The following is a 22,102-nucleotide window of genomic DNA, read 5'->3' on the forward strand; positions in this document are numbered from 1 at the left end:
TAATTCGAAACGGTCCAACCATCGTTTACTGTGCCAACCACGGGAGAGAGGCAGTGCCAGAGATCTTTGTTGTGCGCCACGGCCAGGCGTCATTTGGTAGCGACAATTACGACCAGCTTTCTGAACTCGGTTGGCAGCAGGCGCGCTGGCTGGGAGAGCACTGGGGAGAAGACGGGCACCAGTTTGACCACATTGTCAGTGGCGACCTGCAGCGGCACCGTGAAACCGCTCAGGGGATCTGTGAAGGGCTCGGCCTGGACAGGCACCGGGTGGAAGAGCTGCCGCAGCTGAACGAGTTTGATTTCAAGAAAGTCATGCAGGCCTACGGTGAGAAAGATCCGGATTCTGCGCCGGCCGCCAACGCGGAGCGCGCGGAATACTACCGGTTTTTGAAGCTGGCAATGCATGCCTGGTCGAGTGGTGAGATTAACGGTGCGGAAAGCTGGCAGCAGTTTGAGCAGCGAATCGAAGAGGTGCTCGGTGTACTCGCCGCCGGTGCACGGGGGGGCAGGACCCTGGTGGTCAGCTCCGGCGGTGCTATTGCGATGATGGTGCGACAGGTATTGGGGGCGCCGTCACACAGTGTGACCCAGCTGAACATGCAGATAAAAAACACCGCCGTCAGCCATTTTTTTGCCGGCCGCCGCGGATTGACCCTGCACAGTTTCAACCATGTGCCCCATCTGGATAACCGGCAGCGCCGCCAGTTCATTACCTACAGTTGACAGCGGACACCGACAACAACGCATAACGAAAAGAGTTGCCAATGAACTTTGAATATTCCGACAAAGTGCAGGGACTTCTGCAGCGCCTGAAGAACTTTATCGCTGAAGAAGTAATCCCTGCTGAGCAGACGTATTACGAACAGCTGGAACAAGATCGCTGGGGCGAGCCTTCGGTCATGGAGACCCTGAAGCGCAGAGCGAAGGAAGCGGGTCTATGGAACCTGTTTTTGCCGGACTCCGAACACGGCGCGGGTCTGACGAACCTGGAATATGCCCCGCTGGCAGAAGAGATGGGCCGGGTGCTGTTTTCTTCCGAGGTATTCAATTGCAGCGCGCCGGATACCGGCAATATGGAAGTGCTTGCCCAGTACGGGTCCCCCGAGCAACAGGCTCGATGGCTGAAGCCTCTGCTGGAAGGCGAGATCCGTTCGGCATTCGCGATGACAGAGCCAAAAGTGGCCTCCAGTGACGCCACCAATATTGAGACTGAAATCGTGCGCGATGGCGAAGACTATGTCATCAACGGGCACAAGTTTTATATCAGCGGTGCCATGAACCATCGTTGCCAGATCATGATCGTGATGGGCAAGACGGCACCGGACAGCGAGGATCGCTACCGCCAACAGTCGCAGATCCTGGTACCAATGAATACACCGGGTGTGAAGGTGATTCGTCCCATGACCGTGTTCGGATACGACGACGCGCCAGAAGGTCATGCGGAAATAATTTTCGACAATGTGCGGGTACCCAGAGAAAACCTGATTCTTGGTGAAGGCCGCGGCTTTGAAATTGCCCAGGGCCGCCTGGGTCCCGGCCGTATCCACCACTGCATGCGCCTGATTGGCCAGGCTCAGCGCGCGCTGGAAGCCATGTCCAGACGCGCAGAGCAGCGCGAAGTGTTCGGCCGCCCGATGATCAAGCAGGGCTCTGTGCGTGAAGATATCGCGCGCTCAGCCTGCGAGATTGAACAGGCGCGGCTGCTTACCCTGAAAGCGGCCGACCAGATGGATCGATGCGGCAACAAGGCAGCCCGGGATCTGATCGCCATGATCAAGGTCGTGGCACCACAGATGGCGTGCAACGTCATTGATCGCGCGATTCAGATCCACGGAGCCGCCGGCTTGGGACAGGACTTTCATTTGGCGCGGGCCTACAGCTATGCGCGAACTATCCGCCTCGCCGACGGTCCGGACCAGGTGCATATGATGCAACTGGGGCGCAACCTCGCGGCCGCTTACGCGGCGCAGGAGGACTAAATGTCGGAAGTGGAACAGAAACCGTCGCCGGATATATCTTCCGTGGATCAGCTGGACACAGACCGGCTGCTCGAATACCTGAAGCAGCAGGTACCTGGTTTCAGCGGGCCGATCACGGCGAGCAAGTTTTCCGGAGGCCAGTCCAATCCCACGTTCAAGCTGAAGACCGGTACCGGCACTTATGTATTGCGCCGACAGCCTCCCGGCAAGTTGCTGAAATCTGCCCACGCCGTTGACCGGGAATTCCGCGTGATGCGGGCTCTCGCCGATAGCGAGGTGCCAGTGCCCAGAGTTGTACACCTGTGCGAAGACCGGGATGTACTCGGCTCCATGTTCTACCTGATGGAATACTGCGAGGGGCGTATTTTCTGGGATGCCGCGTTGCCGGACCTGGATAATCGCCAGCGGGGTGCGTTTTACGAGGAAATGAACCGGGTGCTGGCCGCATTGCACCGCGTAAATGTTGAGGCGGTAGGACTTGCGGACTACGGACGTCCCGGGAACTACTTCGAGCGACAGTTTGGTCGCTGGCAGGGACAGTACCGTGCATCCGAGTTACAGAAAATTTCGGCGATGGATCAATTGATCCAGTGGCTCGCTGAGCACTTGCCGGAAGACGACGGCCGTGTGTCGCTGGTACATGGCGATTATCGTTTGGACAACATCATGTTCCACCCGACCGAGTCCCGCGCCATCGCAGTACTCGATTGGGAACTTTCTACCCTCGGGCACCCATTTGCCGACCTTGCCTACCAGTGCATGCAACTGCGTATGCCTGCGGAAAGCGGGAATATTTCCGGCCTGATGAATGTTGACCGGCAGAGCCTGGGCATTCCCTCTGAGCAGGAATATGTGGCGCGTTATTGCGAGCGTATGGGTATCGATCAGATCGACAACTGGGCTTTCTATCTCGCGTTCAGCTTTTTCCGCCTGGGCGCGATTATTCAGGGAGTGGCCAAGCGTGCCCACGACGGTAATGCGTCAAGCAAGAATGCCGCCGCGCTCGGCGCGCTGGTTGAGCCGTTGGCGATGATGGCACTCGATGTGATTAACACCGAACGTTAAAACGAAAAGTACAACGACTGTTGAGAGAAAATTATGGCGACTAATTTATTTGATCTGAATGGAAAAATTGCGCTGGTTACCGGTGCCAGTCGTGGCATTGGTGAAGCAATCGCCAAGCTGCTGGCCGAACAGGGTGCACATGTGCTGGTTTCCAGCCGCAAGATTGATGGCTGTCAGGCGGTCGCAGATGCGATTAACGAAGCCGGCGGAAAAGCGGAAGCCTTGCCGTGTCATATCGGCAATATGGAAGATATCGAGCAGGTGTTTAAGCATATCCGCGCGCAGTACGGCAAGCTGGATATTCTGGTGAACAATGCCGCTACCAACCCGTACTTCGGGCATATCCTGGATACGGATGTCGGTGCGTTCGAAAAAACCGTGGCGGTCAATATCCGGGGATACTTTTTCATGTCAGTAGAGGCCGGCAAACTGATGCGCGAGAACGGCGGCGGCTGCATCGTGAATACCGCTTCCATCAACGCGTTGCAGCCTGGTGTCGGGCAGGGCATCTACTCCATTACCAAGGCCGCAGTAGTAAACATGACCAAGGCGTTTGCCAAGGAATGTGCGCAGTTCAATATCCGTGTCAATGCGCTGCTGCCGGGCCTGACCAAAACCAAATTTGCCGGGGCGCTGTTCAGTCACGAAGAAATCTACAATACCGCCGTCAGTCATATCCCCATGCACCGTCATGCCGAGCCTGAGGAGATGGCCGGTACCGTGTTGTACCTGGTATCGGATGCCGGTAGCTACACCAATGGCGAGTGCGTGGTTGTGGATGGTGGGCTTACCGCCTGTGGAGGGCTGTAAACATGACGGACTTCAGACTCGACCCGCTACTGGATTACACCGGCAAGGTCGCCCTGATTACCGGCGCTGCCAGTGGTTTTGGTGCGCTGCTTGCGGAAGAACTGGGCCGTCGCGGTGCCAGCCTGGTGCTGGGTGATATCAATGAAGCGGGACTCGATCCGGTGGTGGACAAGCTCACCGCGGCAGGTGTCGCGGTGCAGGCGCTCGCCTGTGATGTCTCGTCCGAGACCGACTGTGCCGCGATGGTGGCGCTGGCGCGTGAAAACTTCGGCCGCCTGGATATTGCGGTGAACAACGCCGGCATCGCGCCGCCAATGCAGTACCTCGAAGATGTGGATGAAGAGACTTTTGACCAGCAGCACCGGGTAAACGTCAAAGGCGTGTTCTTTGGTATGAAGCATCAGCTAAAGCTGATGCGCAGCCAGGGGGGCGGCACCATTCTCAATGTGAGCTCCATGGCGGGTCTCGGTGGTGCGCCCAAGGGAAGCGCATATTCCGGTGCCAAGCACTCGGTTATCGGTCTCACCCGCACTGCGGCAGTGGAGTATGCCCGTCACAACGTGCGGGTTAACGCCATATGCCCTTTCTATACACTGACTCCGATGATTACTGAAATGGAGACACCGGAGGGCACGACGGTGGATCAGGTCCACACCCTGTTTGCAGCGGGTAGCCCGATGAAGCGCCTGGGCAAGCCGGAGGAAGTCGTCAGTGCGATGGTGATGTTGTGCTCACCGGCACTGAGCTATGTCACCGGCCAGGCTCTGGCGGTGGATGGCGGTGTATCCGCCTTTTGACGTTCCACGAAAAGATTACAGAAAACGTATAACAACTTTTAAGAGAGGGAGTTCACTATGCCCATAATCATTTCCCCCACGGATTTTGCCAGTGCCATCGGCACCGAAACCAAGGCCACTGACTGGTTCCAGATTGACCAGGATCGTATCAATGCGTTTGCGGACTGCACACTGGATCATCAGTTTATCCATGTCGACCCGGTCGCTGCAGCCAAATCGCCGTTCGGTTCCACCATTGCCCACGGTTTTCTTTCCCTGTCCATGCTGTCCTATTTCGCCGAGCAGCTGGAGGTCGTCATTGAAGGGGTGAAAATGGGCGTGAACTACGGCCTGGACAAGGTACGTTTTATCAACCCGGTCAAGGTGGATCAACGGGTGCGCGCGCGCGCCAAGCTACTTGATGTGACAGAGAAAAAGCCCGGGCAGTTTCAGCTCAAGCTGGAAGTCACGGTAGAAATTGAAGGCCAGGATAAGCCGGCGCTCATTGCCGAGTGGCTGGTCATGCAGTTTATCTGATCCACAGCCGACAACATTCAAAGATAACAAGCGTTAAAGGAGAGAACCATGTCTATTTCTTTCGAGGGTAAGGTGGCAATTGTCACCGGTGCCGGCAACGGTCTCGGCCGCTCCCACGCACTGGAGCTGGCACGTCGCGGCGCCAAAGTGGTGGTCAACGATCTGGGAGGTGGTCGCGATGGCTCTGGTGGCTCGCTGACCGCGGCCGAGACTGTGGTCGCAGAAATTGAAGCCGCCGGTGGCGAGGCGATGGCCAACGGCGCCAACGTAACCGATTATCAGCAAGTGCAGGATATGGTAAAGGCCGCTGCAGAGCGCTGGGGGCGAGTGGATATTCTGGTCAACAACGCCGGGATCCTGCGTGATAAATCGTTCGCCAAAGCGCCGATGGATGATTTCAACCTGGTAGTGAATGTCCACCTGATGGGCTCGGTAAACTGCACCAAGGCGGTTTGGGACATCATGCGTGAGCAGCAGTATGGCCGCATCGTGATGACTACATCTTCCTCCGGCCTTTACGGTAACTTCGGCCAGTCTAACTACGGTGCAGCCAAAACCGGTGTTGTGGGCTTTATGAATACCCTGTGCCTCGAAGGTGAGAAGTACGGTATCAAGGTCAACTGTCTGTCTCCTACCGCGGCTACCCGTATGACCGAAGACATTATTCCCGATCCAAAGGCGCTGGAACTGCTCACCCCGGAATCTGTGACCGCGGGCCTGATTGCCCTGGTCGCCGACGATGCGCCCAACCGTTTTATTCTGTGCGCGGGCGCCGGTGCCTATGCCAAGGCGCGTATTCTGGAAACCGAGGGTATTTATCTGCCTCCGGAGCAACAGACAGCAGAAAACGTACTCGCCAATCTCGATGCGATCAGCGACGAACGTGGCCAGCAAGAAGTTGTTGGTGGCCTCAATCAGACCGTGAAATTTATCCAGAAGGCTGCCGAGGGTACGGGCGTCAAACTGGACGGCTGATCAAACGGATATTGGGAGAAACTAAAATGAAAGAAGCTGTGATTGTTTCCACTGCCCGCACCCCGATCGGTAAAGCTTACCGCGGTGCGTTCAATAATATCGAGGGGCCGAGCCTGGCCGCGCATGCGGTGAGTGCCGCGGTCAACCGCGCTGGCGTCGACCCCAGCGAGATCGACGACTGCGTGTTCGGCGTCGCTCTTCAGCAGGGCACGACAGGTACCAATGTTGCGCGCCAGATCGCCTTGCGTGCGGGGCTGCCGGCGACCGTTGCTGGAATGACCATAGACCGTCAGTGCTCTTCCGGCTTGATGGCGGTGGCGACGGCGGCCAAACAGATCACCCAGGATGGTGTGCCGGTATCCATTGCCGGCGGAATGGAATCCATTTCACTTGTCCAGAACCAGCAGATGAACAGCTTCCGCGTTGCGGATCCGGCGCTGCTGGCTATGCACCCCGACATCTACCTGCCGATGATAGATACGGCGGAAGTGGTGGCAAAGCGATACGGGATCAGCCGCGACCTGCAGGATGAGTACGCGCTGCAATCCCAGATGCGTACCGCTGCGGCACAGCAGGCGGGCCTGTTCGCCGATGAGATTATATCGGTAACCTGTAACAAGATTGTGGTGAACAAGGAAACCGGCGAACAGTCCGAGCAGGAAGTGACCCTGGATATGGATGAAGGCAATCGACCCTCCACCACCATCGATGGTCTGCGTGGGCTGAACCCTGTGCGTGAAAATGGGGTGATCAGCGCCGGCAATGCGTCCCAGCTCTCAGACGGCGCCGCAGCCATGGTACTGATGGACGGCAAACTCGCAGAGCAGCGCAATCTCAATCCGTTGGGTATCTATCGCGGAATGGCCGTCGCTGGTTGCGAGCCGGATGAGATGGGTATCGGCCCGGTATTCGCCATTCCGAAACTGCTAAAGCGCACCGGCTTGTCGATGGATGACATTGGCCTGTGGGAGCTGAATGAGGCGTTTGCGGTGCAGGTGTTGTACTGCCGCGACAAACTGGGCATCGACAATGAAAAGCTCAACGTGAACGGCGGAGCGATTTCCATCGGTCACCCCTACGGGATGAGTGGTGCACGCATGGTCGGGCACGCACTGTTGGAGGGGAAACGCCGTGGCGTAAAGTATGTGGTGGTGACCATGTGTGTGGGCGGCGGCATGGGTGCGGCAGGCTTGTTCGAAGTCGTATAAAACGGGCGCTTGGAAAAATAACCAGAGAACAGGAGCGATCATGCGAGCATTGGTATGCGAGGCCTTCGGCCCGGTGGAAAACCTTAAAATCCGTGACTGGTCACTACCATCCCTGAAACCTCACGAAGTGCGGCTCGAAGTGCACGCCGCCGGGGTCAACTTTCCCGATGGCCTGATGGTACAGGGCAAGTACCAGGTGAAACCCGAACTCCCGTTTGTGGCCGGCGGCGAGTGCGCAGGCATCATTCGTGAGGTCGGTGACGCTGTAAAAGGCTTCAAGGTCGGTGATCGGGTTATAGCGATGCCAGGCCTCGCGGCCTTTGCCGAGTCCGTCAATGTGGACCATAAACTGTTAATGCCAATGCCTGCGGAGCTGGATTTCCCACAGGCGGCAGGTTTCTGTATCACCTACGCCACTTCTTATTACGCGTTCAAGCAGCGGGCGCAGTTGAAAGAGGGCGAAACCCTGGTGGTACTGGGAGCTGCCGGCGGGGTTGGTGTGACTGCTATCCAGCTGGGCAAGCTGATGGGAGCGCGGGTTATTGCCTGTGCATCATCGGACGAAAAACTCGCCTTCTGTCGGGATCTGGGGGCGGATGAAACCATCAACTACAGCAAGGAAAGCCTGAAGGATCGTATCCGGGAGTTGACGGATGGCAAGGGCGCAGATGTGATTTACGATCCTGTGGGCGGTGAGTTTACCGAACAGGCTTACCGCTCTATCGCCTGGGGTGGGCGCTACCTGGTCATCGGCTTTGCAGCCGGTGATATTCCGAAGCTGCCCCTGAACCTGCCATTGCTGAAAGCCGGCGACATTCTCGGTATTTACTGGGGTGGTTGGGCCGCGCGGGATCCCAAGGGGAACATGCAGAATTTCAGTGAATTGCTGGAATTTGTTCAGCAGGGTCAACTTAAGCCTCTGACGACCGAAGTCTATGCACTGGATGATTTCAACCAGGCATTTTCAGCCATTGGTGAACGACGCGCGCGGGGTAAAGTCGTGTTGACCATGGCGCAGCATCAATAAAGCGGACCAGTAATCCGTAGTAACGAAACGGCAGGCAAAAAAAGAGGGAGTGGCGCGGTATGCGCCACTCCCTCTTTTTTGTTCGACTGGACGTAAGTATTGGTTGTGGTCAGGGCAGAATACGGCAGTGCTGTCGCGCCCTGACAGCGAGATCAGAAGGCAGCTCTTTTTCGCCGGCATTGCGCTGCTGGCGACGCCACTGCGCACAGAGTTCCGTGTAGTTGCCGGCCTTGACGTCTGTACGCAGTGCATACCAGGCGTCACTCTTGGAGTGGTACATTCCCAATTTGGAGCGATATCGTTCAAGACCAAGTTCGCGGCTGTTGTTCTGCGGGCTGACTTGTTCCGGTGTGGCATTGATGTACTGCGCCGGGTGCAGGAGCACGATGGCTATCGCGATGGCGCTGAATCCCGAGGCGACCTTTGACAGCATTCGGCCGGTGCTATCGTTCACGCGGCGGAGTGGTTTGATGGCACGGGCACTCGAGAGTACTTTTTCATCCAGTGATGCCGGGGCCTCAAGTTGGGCTGTGGCATGCCGATAGGATGACTCCCAGTGGTTACTGTTCATGTTCAAGCTACCTCAACAGAACGGTGGGCAGCAGCGGGGGGGGCCGCCGCGGGATTCGGAGATTTTCCCCAGGGGAAAACCGGGTTGGACTCTTTCGGTGCAGGTTGCGGGCTACTGTCGCTCGCAGTCTGCGGCGTACCCGTTTCGCAGGTGTTCACAGCCGCTTCTCTAGCGAGGGTTGCGGCAGACTTCCAGGGCCTGCGCTCGCCGCCGTGTACCGTATGATCGATCTGCTCCCTGCTTTTTTGCAGGAGATCGCGGCAGGCCGACAGGGAGATTTGCTCGATGTCTGCCGCAGTCGCGAGAGACAGGCCACACTCGGTGAACAGAAGAAATACATTGCGCTGACGAAGCGGCAGTTGCTGAATCGCCTTTAGTACCGGGGAATTCTCCAGTACCTCGCGCAGGCTGGCATCGTTACTGGTGGACACCTGCTCGTCAGAGCCCGGTACACGCAGTCGTTTATTGATCTGAATATACAGCCAGTTTTTCAGCTGATGCTGATGCAGTTTTGGCGGGGCCTTCAGAAACGCTCCCCATAAGGACTCCATCAGGGGAATGCATCGTTGAGGCGCCATCTGCGCGCAGTAACGAAACAGTTCATCCTTGTAGCGTTGATAAATTTCCTGGAATACCTTGTGATTGCGTGTATCGCAATAGGTGGTCACCAGGTCTTCATCACTGAGACTGCACAACTTGACCGCAAACATGGGACTTGCCTCCTTGGCGTTACTTCCCAATGTCACTTACCCGGCTGCACATCTCCCGGAACATTCTGTTTCAGGCCGTCACTGGCCAGTTCAGGAGTACTTCGTAAATCGAGTAAATTATCTGTTAACGTTATTTTGCCCATTACCAATCGCGGGCAAATACCACACTTTGACTCAGTGTTTAACCTTGTTTTCGCTGGGATTCCGGCGTTTCTCCTGCGCCGGTCATTTTTTCTGCGGAGCCGGTTACGACCTTTTCCTGCCTGCCTTCACTGCTTTCGGTGGTGCTACCACTTTTTTTCCAGGAGGCAAGGAACAGGGTTCCCAGTCCGAGTAAAATTTCGTCCACAAACGGGACCAGGTCCGGAATGATCAGGTCAATTAGAAAGAATGCACAGATCCATTTGAATAGCTGTGGGTGCTTGAGCCCGTGGGCATATCTGAGGAACCAGCCCACCAGGGCGCTGGGAAGTACACGCTTCATATAAAGATTGAAACTGCTTTCGAGACCGTGTTGGGAGTATAGCCCGCGGCCGCTGGACCATCGGATACCGGAAAGGTTCCATGTGAAAAAATACGCAATGGATGGCGCAGTATTTATCTAACCGTATATCCGCAGAGGGAAGGGCAGGCGTTTCAGTAGTCTGAAAAGTGAGCAGTTTCAGGTTGTGGACGGGCGTTCGCCACGGAATGGCAAGGGCAATTGCTCCGGACCCAATTCGGCGCGTAAATCCTTGAGTTTGACGCCGACCCCGAGCAACCGGATGGGGTCGCTGCGCTTATCCCAACACTGCTGTAACAACTGTTTGAATTCGCTGATACGGCCGGCGCGGCTGGCACGCTCCTGGGTGGACTGGGAAAAATCCGCGTATTTCACCTTGAGGATTGCCGAGCTGATCTCATAGCGGTCGCCCAGGTTCTCAAGCCGTTCCTGAAGCCTTCCGTAAAGGCTTGTCATTTGTTCCTGCCAGTCTTCCCGGCTTTTCAGGTCTTCGCTAAACGTATGCTCCACACTCACGCTTTTGCGCGACCCATCGCCATTGACCGGCCTGTCGTCTTCGCCGCGGGCGAGGTAATAGAGGCGGTTGCCAAACTTGCCGTACTTCTGCACCAGCTCCACGAGGGTAAAACGCCGCAGGTCGCTACAGCTGTGGATTCCCTCGCGATGCATTTTTTCTGCAGTGACCCGGCCAACACCGTGGATTTTCTTAACCGGTAATCGCAATACAAAATCCTCCACCGCATTCGGGTGAATGACGGTAAGTCCATCCGGCTTTTGCCAGTCACTGGCGATTTTCGCCAGAAACTTGTTGGGTGCCACCCCGGCAGAAATGGTAATTCCCAGTTCCTTTTGTACCTGTGCCCGGATTTCCCGGGCGATCAGAGTTGCGCTGCCATTGCAGTGCGTGCTATCACTGACGTCCAGGAAGGCTTCATCGAGGGATAATGGCTCTATAATATCGGTGAAGGTTAGAAATATTTCTCGGATTTGGGCGCTCACTTCCCGATATTTTTTCATGTTACCCGGCACTACAATCAGGTCAGGACAGAGCTTTTTGGCCTGGGAGGTCGGCATTGCAGAGCGCACACCGAAGCTGCGAGCCTCGTAGTTGCAGGTGGAGATCACCCCTCTGCGGTCGCTGGAACCGCCCACGGCGATGGGGCGCCCCCGAAGATTCGGGTCGTCCCGCATTTCTACCGACGCGTAGAAACAGTCACAGTCACAGTGGATGATTTTGCGCATGCTGGGATTATATACAGTATTTTGAGGCGGGCCACTCCCCGTCCGCATGTCTATTCGGTCACTCTGATCACTGGAGGTGAAGAATGAGCCATATGCCCCTCGTGGATACCTGTGCTGAAGAGCGGGTATCGACGGTTCTGGAGGATATTCGAATTCAGCTGGGTATGGTGCCGGCAATCTTTCGCGCATGTGCCAATAATCCCACGCTGCTGAAACTGCTATGGGACAGGTACCAGTATGTGATGCTCACCGGTAGCCTTTCCCCCAAGCTGAAAGAGGGCATCGCCCTGATGGTAGCGGCCGATGAGCACAGCGATTACGGGATCGCGCTGCACAGTAAGGCGTTGCAAAAGCTGGGGGTCGACCCGAAAGAAGTACTGCGTATCCGCACGGATCCGGATCATGCGCATTATCGGCCCAAAGAGCATGCCCTGCTAGAGGTGGCACGACATGCGAATAGTAGCCCTTACGATCATGCTGGCAAGTTTACAGATGATGCACGGGCGGCTGGTGCGAGTGATTCGGAAATTCTTGAAGCAATCGCCGCTGCCGGACTGGCTTCCGAAGTAAGCAAAACCGCGGCTTTTCTTTCCGTCCCGTCCGACTGAATCTTGTTGCCGCAAAATGGTTTTTTCATTATTGATTGATATGCGCCGCAAACTCGAATGAGTACGACGAGCAAGCGCAAGGAATAATGCTCTTTAATACGAATACAAAAAAGCCGTCTTTGCGACGGCTTTTTTGTATTCGAAGTGGCGACGGGCTTTTAGCGCTCAAGCAACTCCAGCTTGCCGGTCTTGCCATCCCACTCCTCAGCATCCGGCAGCGGGTCTTTCTTCTCAGTGATATTTGGCCACACTTCGGACAGCTCCGCGTTCAGCTCGATGTATTCCTGCTGGTCGTCCGGCACTTCGTCTTCAGAGAAAATGGCATTGGCGGGGCACTCCGGCTCGCACAGGGCGCAGTCGATGCACTCGTCCGGGTGGATCACCAGGAAGTTGGGACCTTCGTAGAAGCAGTCTACCGGGCAGACTTCCACACAGTCCGTGTATTTGCACTTGATGCAGTTTTCCCCAATTACGAATGTCATGCTTGTCCCTCGATAATGCTGATGCGATGCCGCTGCACGGTCGGCCCCGTACGCCGGAACCGGACCTTATTCTTGAAAGCTGCGGATTTTAGCAATAACTGGCGCGAATTGTAGTGGCTTTTGAGTCGAATTGGTTGGGTGCTTATAACAGTTTGCGCAGGGCGTAGAGCTGCTCCAGCGCCTGCCGCGGGGTCATATCGTCCGGGTCCAGTGTTTCCAGGGCCTCTACTGCGGGGTGCGGCGCGCTGCCGAACAAGTCCACCTGGGCCGGCGCTGCGGATTTGGTCTTTGCTGCAGACGGTACTGGAGCTGGAGCCGGTTCGGGCTGCGGCGTTGCTGCGGCCTTTACGCCGGGTCCCGAGTCGCGGGTGGTATGCCCGGCTTCCAGGGCGGCAAGCCGCGCCTTGGCTTCTTCGAGAACCTCCTGGGGAATACCCGCAAGCTTGGCTACCTGCAGGCCATAACTCTTGGAAGCGGGTCCTTCCTGGATGCGGTGCAGGAACACGATGGAGTCCCCGTGCTCGGTGGCATTCAGGTGGATGTTGGCCGCCTCCAGGCACTGTTGGGGAAGCTCGGTGAGTTCGAAATAGTGAGTGGCGAACAGGGTGAAGGCGCGCACCTTTTCAGCCAGAAAATGCGCGCAGGCCCAGGCAAGCGAAAGGCCGTCGTAGGTGCTGGTACCACGGCCAATCTCGTCCATCAGGATCAGACTGTGCTCGCTGGCGTTCCGCAGAATGTTGGCGGTCTCGGTCATTTCCACCATAAAGGTGGAACGGCCACCGGCCAGGTCGTCGGCGCTACCAATACGGGTAAAGATACGGTCCAGCAGACCGATGTGGGCGCTGTCGGCGGGCACGAAGCTGCCGCAGTGGGCGAGTAGGGCGATTAGGGCCGTCTGACGCATATAGGTCGATTTACCGCCCATGTTCGGGCCGGTAATCACCAGCATGCGGCGGCTGTCGTGCAGCTCGATATCGTTGGCCACAAATGGGTCGTCCAGTACCTGCTCCACCACCGGGTGGCGGCCGCCTTCCACATGGATGCCGGGTTGCTCGGATAGCTCGGGTTGCGTCAGGCGCAGCTGGTCGGCGCGCTCTGCCATATTCGCCAGAACGTCCAGTTGCGAGACGGCGGCGGCAGCGGTCTGCAGTTCCGCGAGGGATTCGTTCAGGGTGGTGAGCAGTTCTTCATACAGGAACTTCTCCCGCGCGAGGGCGCGACTCTTGGCCGATAGCGCCTTGTCTTCGAACTCTTTCAGCTCCGGGGTGATAAAGCGCTCGGCATTCTTGAGGGTCTGGCGGCGGATATAGTCTGCCGGTGCCTTGTCGCTCTGGCCGCGGCTGATCTCGATAAAGTAGCCGTGTACCCGGTTGTAGCCCACCTTGAGGGTGGGGATGCCGGTGCGCTCCTTTTCGCGCACTTCCAGTTGCACCAGATAGTCGCCGGCGTTTTCACTGATGCCACGCAGCTCGTCCAGCTCTTCGTCAAAGCCGTCCGCTATCACTCCACCATCACGCAGTACTACCGGTGGGTTTTCGACCACGGCCCGTTGCAGCAATTCGACCGTCTCCGGCCACTCGCCCATTTCCTGGCTGAGCTGTGCCAGCAGGCCCGCGTTCGCGTCAGCGAGTTGCCCCTGTAACTCGGGGAACTGGGACAGGGACATGCCGAGGCGGGACAGGTCCCGCGGTCGTGCGGAACGCAGGGCAAGGCGACCGAGAATGCGCTCCATATCGCCGATGGGTTTCAGCGCTTCCCGCAGCGGTTCAAAGCGGTAGTCCGCGATCAGCGCGCTGATTGCCTGCTGGCGCTGTTGCAGGGTGTGCAGGTTGCGCAGCGGGTTGTTCAGCCAGCGGCGCAGCAGGCGGCTGCCCATGGCCGTTTTACAGGCATCGAACACGGACAGCAGTGTGTTGTCGTCGCCACCGTTCAGGTTGGTATCGATCTCCAGGTTGCGGCGGCTGGCCGGGTCCAGGGCCACGGTGTCTTCGCTGCGCTCGGTGCGCAGGGTACGGATATGGGGCAGCTCCGTGCGCTGGGTGTCGCGGGCATACTGCAGCAGGCAGCCTGCCGCGCACAGCGCCGCGTGCATGTGGCTGCAGCCGAAAGCCTCCAGGTCCATGGTGCCGAACTGGCGGTTCAGCAGGCGCAGGGCGCTTTCCAGGTCGAATTCCCAGGGCGCGCGGCGGCGCATGCCCGGACGGCGTTCTATCTCTGCGGGCAACGACAGGTCTTCGGACACCAGCAGCTCGGTAGGGCTGTAGCGCTGTACCTGTTCTGCCAGCGCTTCCAAGGACTCTACTTCCTGCACCGCGAAATGCCCGGTGCCCACATCCATCAGGGCCAGGCCGAATTTGTCGCCCACCAGCACCGTTGCCGCCAGCAGGTTGTCCCGGCGCTCGTTCAGCAGGGCCTCATCGGTGACGGTGCCCGGGGTGACGATGCGCACTACCTTGCGCTCTACCGGGCCCTTGGACGTGGCGGGATCACCGATCTGCTCGGCAATGGCAACCGATACCCCGGCCTTGATCAACCGCGCCAGGTAGCCTTCCGCGGCGTGGTACGGGATTCCCGCCATTGGGATCGGTTGCCCCCCCGACTTGCCGCGGGCGGTCAGGGTCACATCCAGCAGTTCCGACGCCCGTTTTGCGTCGTCATAGAACAGCTCATAAAAGTCGCCCATACGGTAGAACACCAGCTCCTGTGGGTGCTCGGCCTTGATCTTCAGGTATTGCACCATCATCGGCGTGTGTTCGGGCTTGGTGGAATTGGCAGCTGTTGCGGGCATTTGTAAGAAATTCTTTTTAAATCAGTGGGTTATGTGTGGCCTGTGGGCGGGCTGGGCTCCGCGAGTCCCGTTGCAGGACGGTGGAAACAGGGGCGCAAGGATACCAAAGCGCCACCGATCAGACTATCGGGAAGCGGTGGAGAGATCGGCGGACGGTGAGTTTCCGTTTTGGGGGGAAGTCGGCAGAGAGCAACCGTGATGACAGAGGTTCTGCGGTGTCTTAGCTTTCGCCTGTCCAGGCTGAGGGCTTGAGGCTGGCTTCTCCAGTCGCGACCTTTTAATCTGGCGGAACCTCGAGCCTGTGTCCCAAGGAGATGCGCTATGTTGAATAGCCCGAAAGCAAGTTCCCGATCTGCAAGGTCGGCCCTGTGGTTGATGATTGCTAGTGTTGCGATCGTATGGAGTGTTAACGGGGTAGCGCAGATCCCGGAGAAAAGTGGGCAGCTGTTGTTGACCGTGAGTGACGACTGGAACGCGACCGTCGGCAAGCTGTACGTTTATGAGCGTGTTGACGGGCAGTGGCAGCAAACACTGACGCCAATCCCGGTCAATCTGGGCCGCACTGGTCTCGCCTGGGGCATTGGCCTGCACCCCGACAATACCGGTAGCGAAGGTGACCCTCGTAAACGGGAGGGGGATGGCAAGGCGCCGGCTGGAATTTTCAGGCTGGGGGATGCCTTCGGTTATCCCCCTGAGCTGACGACAGGACTTGGATATCAGCCCATGCGTGAATCCCACTACTGTATGGATGTGCCGGGGTCACCGCTTTACAACCAGACCGTCGACGCGGAACGTGTCGGTGATGCTGCGGTGGAAGGCTCCTCCGAAGGCATGCGACGGGACATTCACTACGGGGATCAACAGTACAAGAAAGGCATATTCGTCGCGCACAACCCGGCCAACCTGTCGGGCGCAGGCAGTTGTATTTTTATGCACTTGTGGAAAGCCCCGGGCAGCCCTACCGCAGGTTGTACCGCGATGGACGAGACTCAGATGGACCGGGTGCTCGCCTGGTTACATGAAGATAAGAATCCCGTATATGTCGCATTGCCTGCGGCACAGTATCGCAGTCTGCGCGCATTGTGGGGGTTACCACCGCTATAGGATACCCATCTCGCAACTATCGGCGCCGTCGATAGTTGCAAACTGTCCCTCTGCCGGGGGGCGCTTACACTGAGCGCAACTTCCGCCTGAAACGGCTGGCGGATTACCATTTCGGCAGAGAGCAGAACCATGAGCAGTAAAAACTGGCAGGCGGACAAGCGCCACTGGATGCATCCCTGGACGCACTTTGACTCATTCCGCGAGGAAGGCTCGCTAATGATGACCCGTGCCAAAGGCGCGCGGGTATGGGATGAGCAGGGAAAGACCTATTTCGATGCCGTGGGTGGTCTCTGGTGCACCAACATCGGCATGGGACGTGAGGAAATGGCGGAGACCATTGCGGAGCAGGTACGGGAAATGGCCTACGCCAATCCATTCGTGGATATTTCCAATGTGCCCGCGGCGCAGCTTGCCAGGAAACTTTCGGAGCTGGCACCGGGCGACATCAATCGCGTGTTTTACAGCTGCGGCGGGTCCACCGCCGTTGACACCGCATTCCGGCTGGTGCATTTCTACCAGAACTGCCGTGGCAGACCACAAAAGAAGCATATTCTGGCGCGCAAGGGCGGCTATCACGGCAGTACCTATGCGGCCATGTCCATTACCGGAAAGTCTGGCGACAAAATTCCGGAGTTCGATTATATCCAGGATTCCATTCACCACCTGAGTTGTCCCAACCCTTATCGTGCCCCCAATGGTATGGATGAACAGCAGTTCTGTGACTATCTGGTGGAGGAGTGCAAGCAGAAAATTCGTGAGCTGGGCGCCGACAATATTGCCGCATTTTTCGCCGAGCCCATTCTCGGCTCCGGTGGTGTGATTGTTCCACCGGAGGGCTACAACCGCCGGATCTGGGAGCTGTGTCAGGAAAATGACATTCTGTTTGTCGCGGACGAAGTGGTTACTGCCTTCGGTCGCGTAGGCCACTGGTTTGCATCCAAAGACCTGTTCGGCATCCAGCCAGACATCATCACCTGTGCCAAGGGTCTGACCTCAGGTTACCAGCCCCTCGGTGCGACGCTGTTTACCGATCGTATCTACGAAGTTATTTCGACCGGCGATGCCGACCGCTATTTTGCCAGTGGCTATACCTATTCCGGCCACCCTGTGGCCTGCGCTGCGGCGCTGAAAAATATCGAAATCATCGAGCGCGAAAACCTGCTGCAAAGAGTGGTGGAAGTCGGGGCTTACTTCGAGCAGCGACTGCAGACCCTGCGAGACCTGCCGCTGGTGGGCGACGTGCGGGGCAAGCGGTTTATGATGTGCGTGGAAAATGTGATGGAAAAGTCGAGCAAAAGACTGTTTCCGGAAAGCACAAACATCGGTAAGTGGATTTCAGACCGGGCGGAGCAAAATGGCTTGATTGTGCGGCCAATTGTCCACCTGAACGTGATGTCGCCGCCTCTGACTATGAGTCGTGACGAGGTTGATCTCGTGGTGGAGAGGCTGGGTGCGGCGATCGAACAAACACAGCACGATCTGAGGAAGGCCGGCCTTTATACGCCAACTCCGCAACCCATGATCGCTTGAGGCTGCGATGAGACCGCTCAAGCGGCCTCAGTTCCCTCCGTCGAGAGGCTATGGGATATCTCATCGATGAGCCGCCTTCCTGCCGGACCCAATGTTTTGCGACGAGACCAGATCAGGTCCGTACAGTAGGGGTATGGGGTTAGCTGAAAGTCGGTGTTCAGTACCGTAATGGCTCCAGACTCAATGTATGGCCGCGCGATATGTAGCGGCGCAAACGCCCAGCCCAGCCCCGCGGTGAGCATGGCCATACACAGCGAATAGCTCTCCAGGTACCAGATCCGGTCGCTGAGATCGTTTTCCGGGAGGGAGGCTGGGTCACTATTCGCACTTATGCGCAGGTGAAGATGGTTGTGTAGATCCTGGATGCTCACTTTTTCCAGCGCGGCAAGTGAGTGCGACTTACCGGATACCAGGACAAACGAGCAGCTGCCGACCCCGCGAAAATCAAAGTCCTCCGGGTAATCACTCTGGCTCAAGACAATACCGACGTCCGCTTTTCCTTCGCGCACCAGTGCAGCGGCACTTTCTCCGGAAGCATGTAGAAGTGACACGCTTACCGTGCCAAATTCTGTGTAAAACCTATCCAGGCTCTGTACTAACTGGCCCAGGTCGATTGCGGATTCGTCAACCGCAATCGTAAGGGATTCTTCCAGGCCGGCGTTGAGGCTGCGACTCTTGGCTTCAAAGCGGGAGTAGGAATTGAGAAGTGAGCGTACATCGTGGAGCAGGGAGCGCCCCTGCGCAGTCAACTTCGGCTCGCGGCCAGAGCGATCGAACAGGGTTAGTCCGGTATCGATTTCTAGATTGCTGATCAACCCTGAAACCGTCGATTGTGCTTTACCCAGGCTGCGGGCAGCGGCAGAGAATGACCCGCTGCGGGCGGCCGCTTCGAAGGCCTCCAGTTGCTCTGGAGCAATAAAAAAACGGGATTCCATAGTTCACCTGATTATTGTTTCTTGCTGGTGCAAGCAGTGCCTTTCCTGACCGTGAAAAACGAGTCAATGCATTGCCAGTGGATCACGAACTCGACTATACCTCGTATCGGCAAGGCCGATAAATAGGCGCAATCTGGAAATTGCCATCCGCCACACGGCTTCAAATATGTGATGCCCCTGAGTGACTTGAATTAACCACTGCGGAGTCCCAATTTAACCGAATTTGATATCGAAGGGGCCCCTAAAACGTATTTTCCAGCCAGCGCTGAACGCCTGGTATTGATACGATTTGATACATTTTTCCGGATGTTTTCAATACAAGCCGGGTAGGTTCTCGCGGGATTGGACGGTTCCGCCGCACTTCTTTAGTGCGTGAGTTCCAGGCTGCGATATACGGCTGGGCGGTGTTGGTGCGCTCGGCAAACCTTCAGGTGGTTATTTCCTTTCTGTATATTTATTGGTCAGCCAACTATCGTTGTCGCCGATGGTTTATATTTTTCAAATTCTATTGATCGGAGCCATCCTGAGTTCAGGGTAGATGAGTTCGTGCGCCCAAAAAATTCATCTCAATAAAAAGGATCCAGGGTATGTTGCCATTCAATAAGAAACCGCTCGCCTGTCTCGTTTCAACATTTGCGCTCAGTGGGGCTCCAGGGGTTTTTGCCCAAGAAGCTACCGAGGAACTGAACGAGAAGGCAAAATACGAAAGTCAGCTAGTGGAAAATGTGGTCGTTACCGCTACGCGCCGGGAAGCTTCCGTGGAAGATATTCCAATCAATATCTCTGTGATTGATGAGAAAACGTTGCGTCGCAAGAATATTACCGATGCGAAAAAATTCATTGAACAGAGCGTCGCCATTAGTGCGCCACAAAACAGCGCCCGATTCAATGACTCAGTGACGGTGCGCGGGCTAAACGTATCTCGTGTTGACGCCAATAACCTGGATCAATTCATTCGGTCTACGCTGTCGTACTATCTTGATGAAACTCCATTGCCACACCTGAGATATCGAATTAAGGATATCGCACGCGTAGAAACATTGTTGGGTCCTCAAGGTACGCTATATGGTGCGGGCTCACTCGGTGGTACCGTTCGCTACATTACCAATCAGCCCAATCTTGATGAATTTGAGTTCGCAGCTAACACGAGTGTTTCGCAAACTGCAGAAAGCAGTGGGTTGAGTTCTGATACCGATTTTGTTGTTAACCTGCCGCTTTCAGAAACCGTTGCGCTGCGCGCGTCGATGGCGCATCTGGATGAAAAGGGTTATATCGATCGTGCGGTCAACCCAATTTGGCGGACCGGTGAGGCTGCATGGGAAGGTGATCCAAATCCTGAACAGTTACTTTATAAGGATGATGACTCGCATGAGGCCACTAGCGCCAAAGTAGCGATGCTGTGGAAACCGAATGAAGACCTGGCATTAACACTGACACATATCCAGCAGTCTGAACTGGCGCACGGTATCAATGGCGCGAGCAGAATGCCGGTCAGCCGCTTCTGTGATGGCGACAACGCGTGTCTGGATACCACTTTCCGTGAGGATACCCCTTACCAGTACGATGCATTTACCGTCGTATCCCGCTATGAAGAGTTCTCCGATCGTGATTTTGTCCTTGACTCCCTGAATTTCGAGCTAGCTTTGGACGTATTTGATATCGCAAGCTCAACGTCTGTGTATAAGGATCAGGCCAAGGGGCAGGGAGACTACGCCGATTACGGGAATATTTACTATGGATGGATTTCTCCGGAAATTTCGCTGGAAGGTAGCAACAATAGTGCATATATCACCTTCGATAACCTTTATAAGGGGCTGGTCCACGAGACGCGCCTTGTTTCAAATGGGGATGGTTCGCTGAGTTGGATTGTCGGCCTCTATTACGGGGAGCAGGAAAAGCGTCTGAGGTTTTCAGAATGGATGCCTGAACTGGACGGGAATGTGTCCTGGCTCAATCGCGAAGAGGCCGGTGGTCGGGTAAATGAAGGGTATGCCGAAGATCTTGGCAGCGTATACAGCGAGGTAGCCGCTTTTGGTGAGGTTACTTATGCACTTTCGGATCGATGGGATGTAACTCTGGGCGCTCGTGTCTTCAATTATGAGGACGACGTAGATGGAGAGGTGACGGATTACCTGGGCTTTACCAGCGGTGAGCGTCTCTCGAATATCAAAGGTACTGGCGAATCCATTTACAAGGTCAACACCTCTTACGATATAAACGAGAATGTGATGGCATACGCGACCCTGTCTCAAGGTTTCAGACGTGGCGGGGCAAATGCGTTCAAAGAGGAAGGGGGTAATATCCCCACTGACCAAATTCAGTACTACAAGCCTGATACCGTAGACAATTACGAAGTTGGTGTGAAAGGTAATCTGTTTGACGGTCGTCTCTTCGTGCATGCTGATATTTATCAGATGGACTGGAAGAATGCGCAAACATACTGGGATCAAACCGTGGGTGGTTACCTGCCGATCAATGGCACAACCAATGGTCCTGATTCCCGTACCCAGGGTGTGGAGATCATGACCAAGCTGCGTCTGACTGACAGCGTGTCTCTTACATACGAGACTATGACGACGGATGCTGAGTGGGCCGAAACTAAAGAAGTTTGTACCTACTCAGGGGCCGAAGACAACGATTGCTATACCTACGAAAAAGGTGGTGAGCTTGGCGGCTCTGCTGACTGGAGACACAATTTCGGAGCCACGTATGACACGGTATTGGGTAATGGTGTTGGAATTTATGCGAGCCTGAATGGTCGCTATTTTGGCGCAACTCCGTCGGATCGAGTTGATAAGGACGGTCAGGGTGTCTATGTGCGCGACTCCTACTCTGTATTCGACGCATATGTTGGGCTGGATTACCAAAATTACGCTGCTGCACTGTGGGTCAATAACCTGGCCAACAATGACGCCGAAGTGTCCGGGCAGCGTGGTGGCAGCATGGGGTACCGCGCAATTAACCTGCGTCCCCGTACCATCGGCCTCAACCTCTCTTACGATTTCTAACGATAAAGTCGTTATCTTGTGGATTATCGGGGGCATTAATGCCCCCTTTTTTTTCCTTTTGCGCAGCTATCTATTGCACTACGGCAGTAATTGTGAAGAATAAATTATTCTAAAGTTTGCCGACCCAAGAAATTGGTTATTTTTTATGCTGACATATGCTTCCTTGTCCAGGGCCATAATATTCTGCTCCCTCACCGCGACGGCAGTGATGCTTGCCGCGTGTGGTGCGCCGGAAACGGGGAC

General features: G+C 56.2%; 20 protein-coding genes. 13 read left to right on the plus strand and 7 right to left on the minus strand.

Annotated features, from left to right (window positions below; translation table 11 throughout):
* The first annotated feature begins 53 nt into the window (after nucleotides 1-53).
* From GTQ55_RS07030 to GTQ55_RS07070, 9 genes are read left to right on the plus strand one after another with little or no spacing between them, the layout of a single operon-like run.
* Complete coding sequence (locus tag GTQ55_RS07030) at nucleotides 54-725, plus strand: histidine phosphatase family protein (protein ID WP_161858092.1); 672 nt, start codon at nucleotides 54-56, stop codon at nucleotides 723-725.
* Between the two features lie 41 nt (nucleotides 726-766).
* Entirely contained in the window at nucleotides 767-1,981 is a 1,215-nt protein-coding gene (locus tag GTQ55_RS07035) for an acyl-CoA dehydrogenase family protein (RefSeq protein ID WP_161858093.1), read from the plus strand.
* Nucleotides 1,982-3,046 (plus strand): phosphotransferase, encoded by a 1,065-nt coding sequence (locus tag GTQ55_RS07040; protein ID WP_161858094.1) that lies wholly within the window; start codon nucleotides 1,982-1,984, stop codon nucleotides 3,044-3,046. It abuts the gene before it with no gap.
* Nucleotides 3,047-3,079: 33 nt separating this feature from the next.
* On the plus strand, nucleotides 3,080-3,856 hold the full coding sequence (locus GTQ55_RS07045; protein ID WP_161858095.1) for an SDR family oxidoreductase: 777 nt from the start codon (nucleotides 3,080-3,082) through the stop codon (nucleotides 3,854-3,856).
* 2 nt (nucleotides 3,857-3,858) lie between these two features.
* Nucleotides 3,859-4,653 (plus strand): SDR family NAD(P)-dependent oxidoreductase, encoded by a 795-nt coding sequence (locus GTQ55_RS07050; protein ID WP_161858096.1) that lies wholly within the window; start codon nucleotides 3,859-3,861, stop codon nucleotides 4,651-4,653.
* 57 nt (nucleotides 4,654-4,710) lie between these two features.
* Nucleotides 4,711-5,169, plus strand: coding sequence for a MaoC family dehydratase (locus GTQ55_RS07055; RefSeq protein WP_161858097.1), 459 nt, complete (start codon nucleotides 4,711-4,713; stop codon nucleotides 5,167-5,169).
* Nucleotides 5,170-5,217: 48 nt separating this feature from the next.
* Nucleotides 5,218-6,144: an SDR family NAD(P)-dependent oxidoreductase gene (locus GTQ55_RS07060; protein ID WP_161858098.1), complete on the plus strand. Its 927-nt coding sequence runs from the start codon at nucleotides 5,218-5,220 to the stop codon at nucleotides 6,142-6,144.
* Nucleotides 6,145-6,170: 26 nt separating this feature from the next.
* Nucleotides 6,171-7,352 (plus strand): acetyl-CoA C-acyltransferase, encoded by a 1,182-nt coding sequence (locus tag GTQ55_RS07065; RefSeq protein WP_161858099.1) that lies wholly within the window; start codon nucleotides 6,171-6,173, stop codon nucleotides 7,350-7,352.
* A 40-nt stretch (nucleotides 7,353-7,392) separates the two neighbouring features.
* On the plus strand, nucleotides 7,393-8,379 hold the full coding sequence (locus GTQ55_RS07070) for an NADPH:quinone oxidoreductase family protein (RefSeq protein ID WP_161858100.1): 987 nt from the start codon (nucleotides 7,393-7,395) through the stop codon (nucleotides 8,377-8,379).
* 109 nt (nucleotides 8,380-8,488) lie between these two features.
* Here GTQ55_RS07070 and GTQ55_RS07075 read toward each other — a convergent pair whose 3' ends face one another.
* The 4 genes from GTQ55_RS07075 to dinB form a co-directional block, all read right to left on the minus strand.
* Entirely contained in the window at nucleotides 8,489-8,950 is a 462-nt protein-coding gene (locus GTQ55_RS07075) for a hypothetical protein (protein WP_161858101.1), read from the minus strand.
* 2 nt (nucleotides 8,951-8,952) lie between these two features.
* The gene (locus tag GTQ55_RS07080; protein WP_161858102.1) at nucleotides 8,953-9,660 is read right to left on the minus strand and encodes an RNA polymerase sigma factor; all 708 of its coding nucleotides are present in this window, start codon (nucleotides 9,658-9,660) and stop codon (nucleotides 8,953-8,955) included.
* A 181-nt stretch (nucleotides 9,661-9,841) separates the two neighbouring features.
* Nucleotides 9,842-10,144 (minus strand): DUF6116 family protein, encoded by a 303-nt coding sequence (locus GTQ55_RS17765; RefSeq protein WP_202620671.1) that lies wholly within the window; start codon nucleotides 10,142-10,144, stop codon nucleotides 9,842-9,844.
* A gap of 177 nt (nucleotides 10,145-10,321) precedes the next feature.
* The gene (gene dinB / locus GTQ55_RS07090) at nucleotides 10,322-11,404 is read right to left on the minus strand and encodes a DNA polymerase IV (protein ID WP_161858103.1); all 1,083 of its coding nucleotides are present in this window, start codon (nucleotides 11,402-11,404) and stop codon (nucleotides 10,322-10,324) included.
* A gap of 83 nt (nucleotides 11,405-11,487) precedes the next feature.
* On the opposite strand from dinB, the gene GTQ55_RS07095 reads away from it, so the two are divergent.
* Nucleotides 11,488-12,012 (plus strand): carboxymuconolactone decarboxylase family protein, encoded by a 525-nt coding sequence (locus tag GTQ55_RS07095; RefSeq protein ID WP_161858104.1) that lies wholly within the window; start codon nucleotides 11,488-11,490, stop codon nucleotides 12,010-12,012.
* Between the two features lie 158 nt (nucleotides 12,013-12,170).
* Here the strand turns inward: GTQ55_RS07095 and fdxA are convergent, their stop codons facing one another.
* Both fdxA and mutS read right to left on the minus strand, forming a co-directional pair.
* Nucleotides 12,171-12,494, minus strand: a complete 324-nt coding sequence (gene fdxA, locus GTQ55_RS07100; RefSeq protein ID WP_161858105.1) for a ferredoxin FdxA — start codon at nucleotides 12,492-12,494, stop codon at nucleotides 12,171-12,173.
* Nucleotides 12,495-12,636: 142 nt separating this feature from the next.
* Nucleotides 12,637-15,282, minus strand: a complete 2,646-nt coding sequence (gene mutS / locus GTQ55_RS07105; RefSeq protein ID WP_161858106.1) for a DNA mismatch repair protein MutS — start codon at nucleotides 15,280-15,282, stop codon at nucleotides 12,637-12,639.
* A gap of 375 nt (nucleotides 15,283-15,657) precedes the next feature.
* Between mutS and GTQ55_RS07110 the strand changes: the two genes are divergently transcribed.
* Both GTQ55_RS07110 and GTQ55_RS07115 read left to right on the plus strand, forming a co-directional pair.
* Nucleotides 15,658-16,386, plus strand: coding sequence for a L,D-transpeptidase family protein (locus tag GTQ55_RS07110; RefSeq protein ID WP_237567868.1), 729 nt, complete (start codon nucleotides 15,658-15,660; stop codon nucleotides 16,384-16,386).
* 129 nt (nucleotides 16,387-16,515) lie between these two features.
* Nucleotides 16,516-17,916 (plus strand): aminotransferase, encoded by a 1,401-nt coding sequence (locus GTQ55_RS07115; protein ID WP_161858108.1) that lies wholly within the window; start codon nucleotides 16,516-16,518, stop codon nucleotides 17,914-17,916.
* Nucleotides 17,917-17,933: 17 nt separating this feature from the next.
* Here GTQ55_RS07115 and GTQ55_RS07120 read toward each other — a convergent pair whose 3' ends face one another.
* Nucleotides 17,934-18,851: a LysR family transcriptional regulator gene (locus GTQ55_RS07120; protein ID WP_161858109.1), complete on the minus strand. Its 918-nt coding sequence runs from the start codon at nucleotides 18,849-18,851 to the stop codon at nucleotides 17,934-17,936.
* A gap of 587 nt (nucleotides 18,852-19,438) precedes the next feature.
* Between GTQ55_RS07120 and GTQ55_RS07125 the strand changes: the two genes are divergently transcribed.
* Nucleotides 19,439-21,859 carry a TonB-dependent receptor gene (locus GTQ55_RS07125; protein ID WP_161858110.1) on the plus strand — a complete coding sequence of 807 codons (2,421 nt, stop codon included), beginning with the start codon at nucleotides 19,439-19,441 and terminating at the stop codon, nucleotides 21,857-21,859.
* Nucleotides 21,860-22,102: the final 243 nt, after the last annotated feature.

Origin of the sequence: Microbulbifer hydrolyticus, assembly GCF_009931115.1 — a bacterium.
Classification (GTDB): domain Bacteria; phylum Pseudomonadota; class Gammaproteobacteria; order Pseudomonadales; family Cellvibrionaceae; genus Microbulbifer; species Microbulbifer hydrolyticus.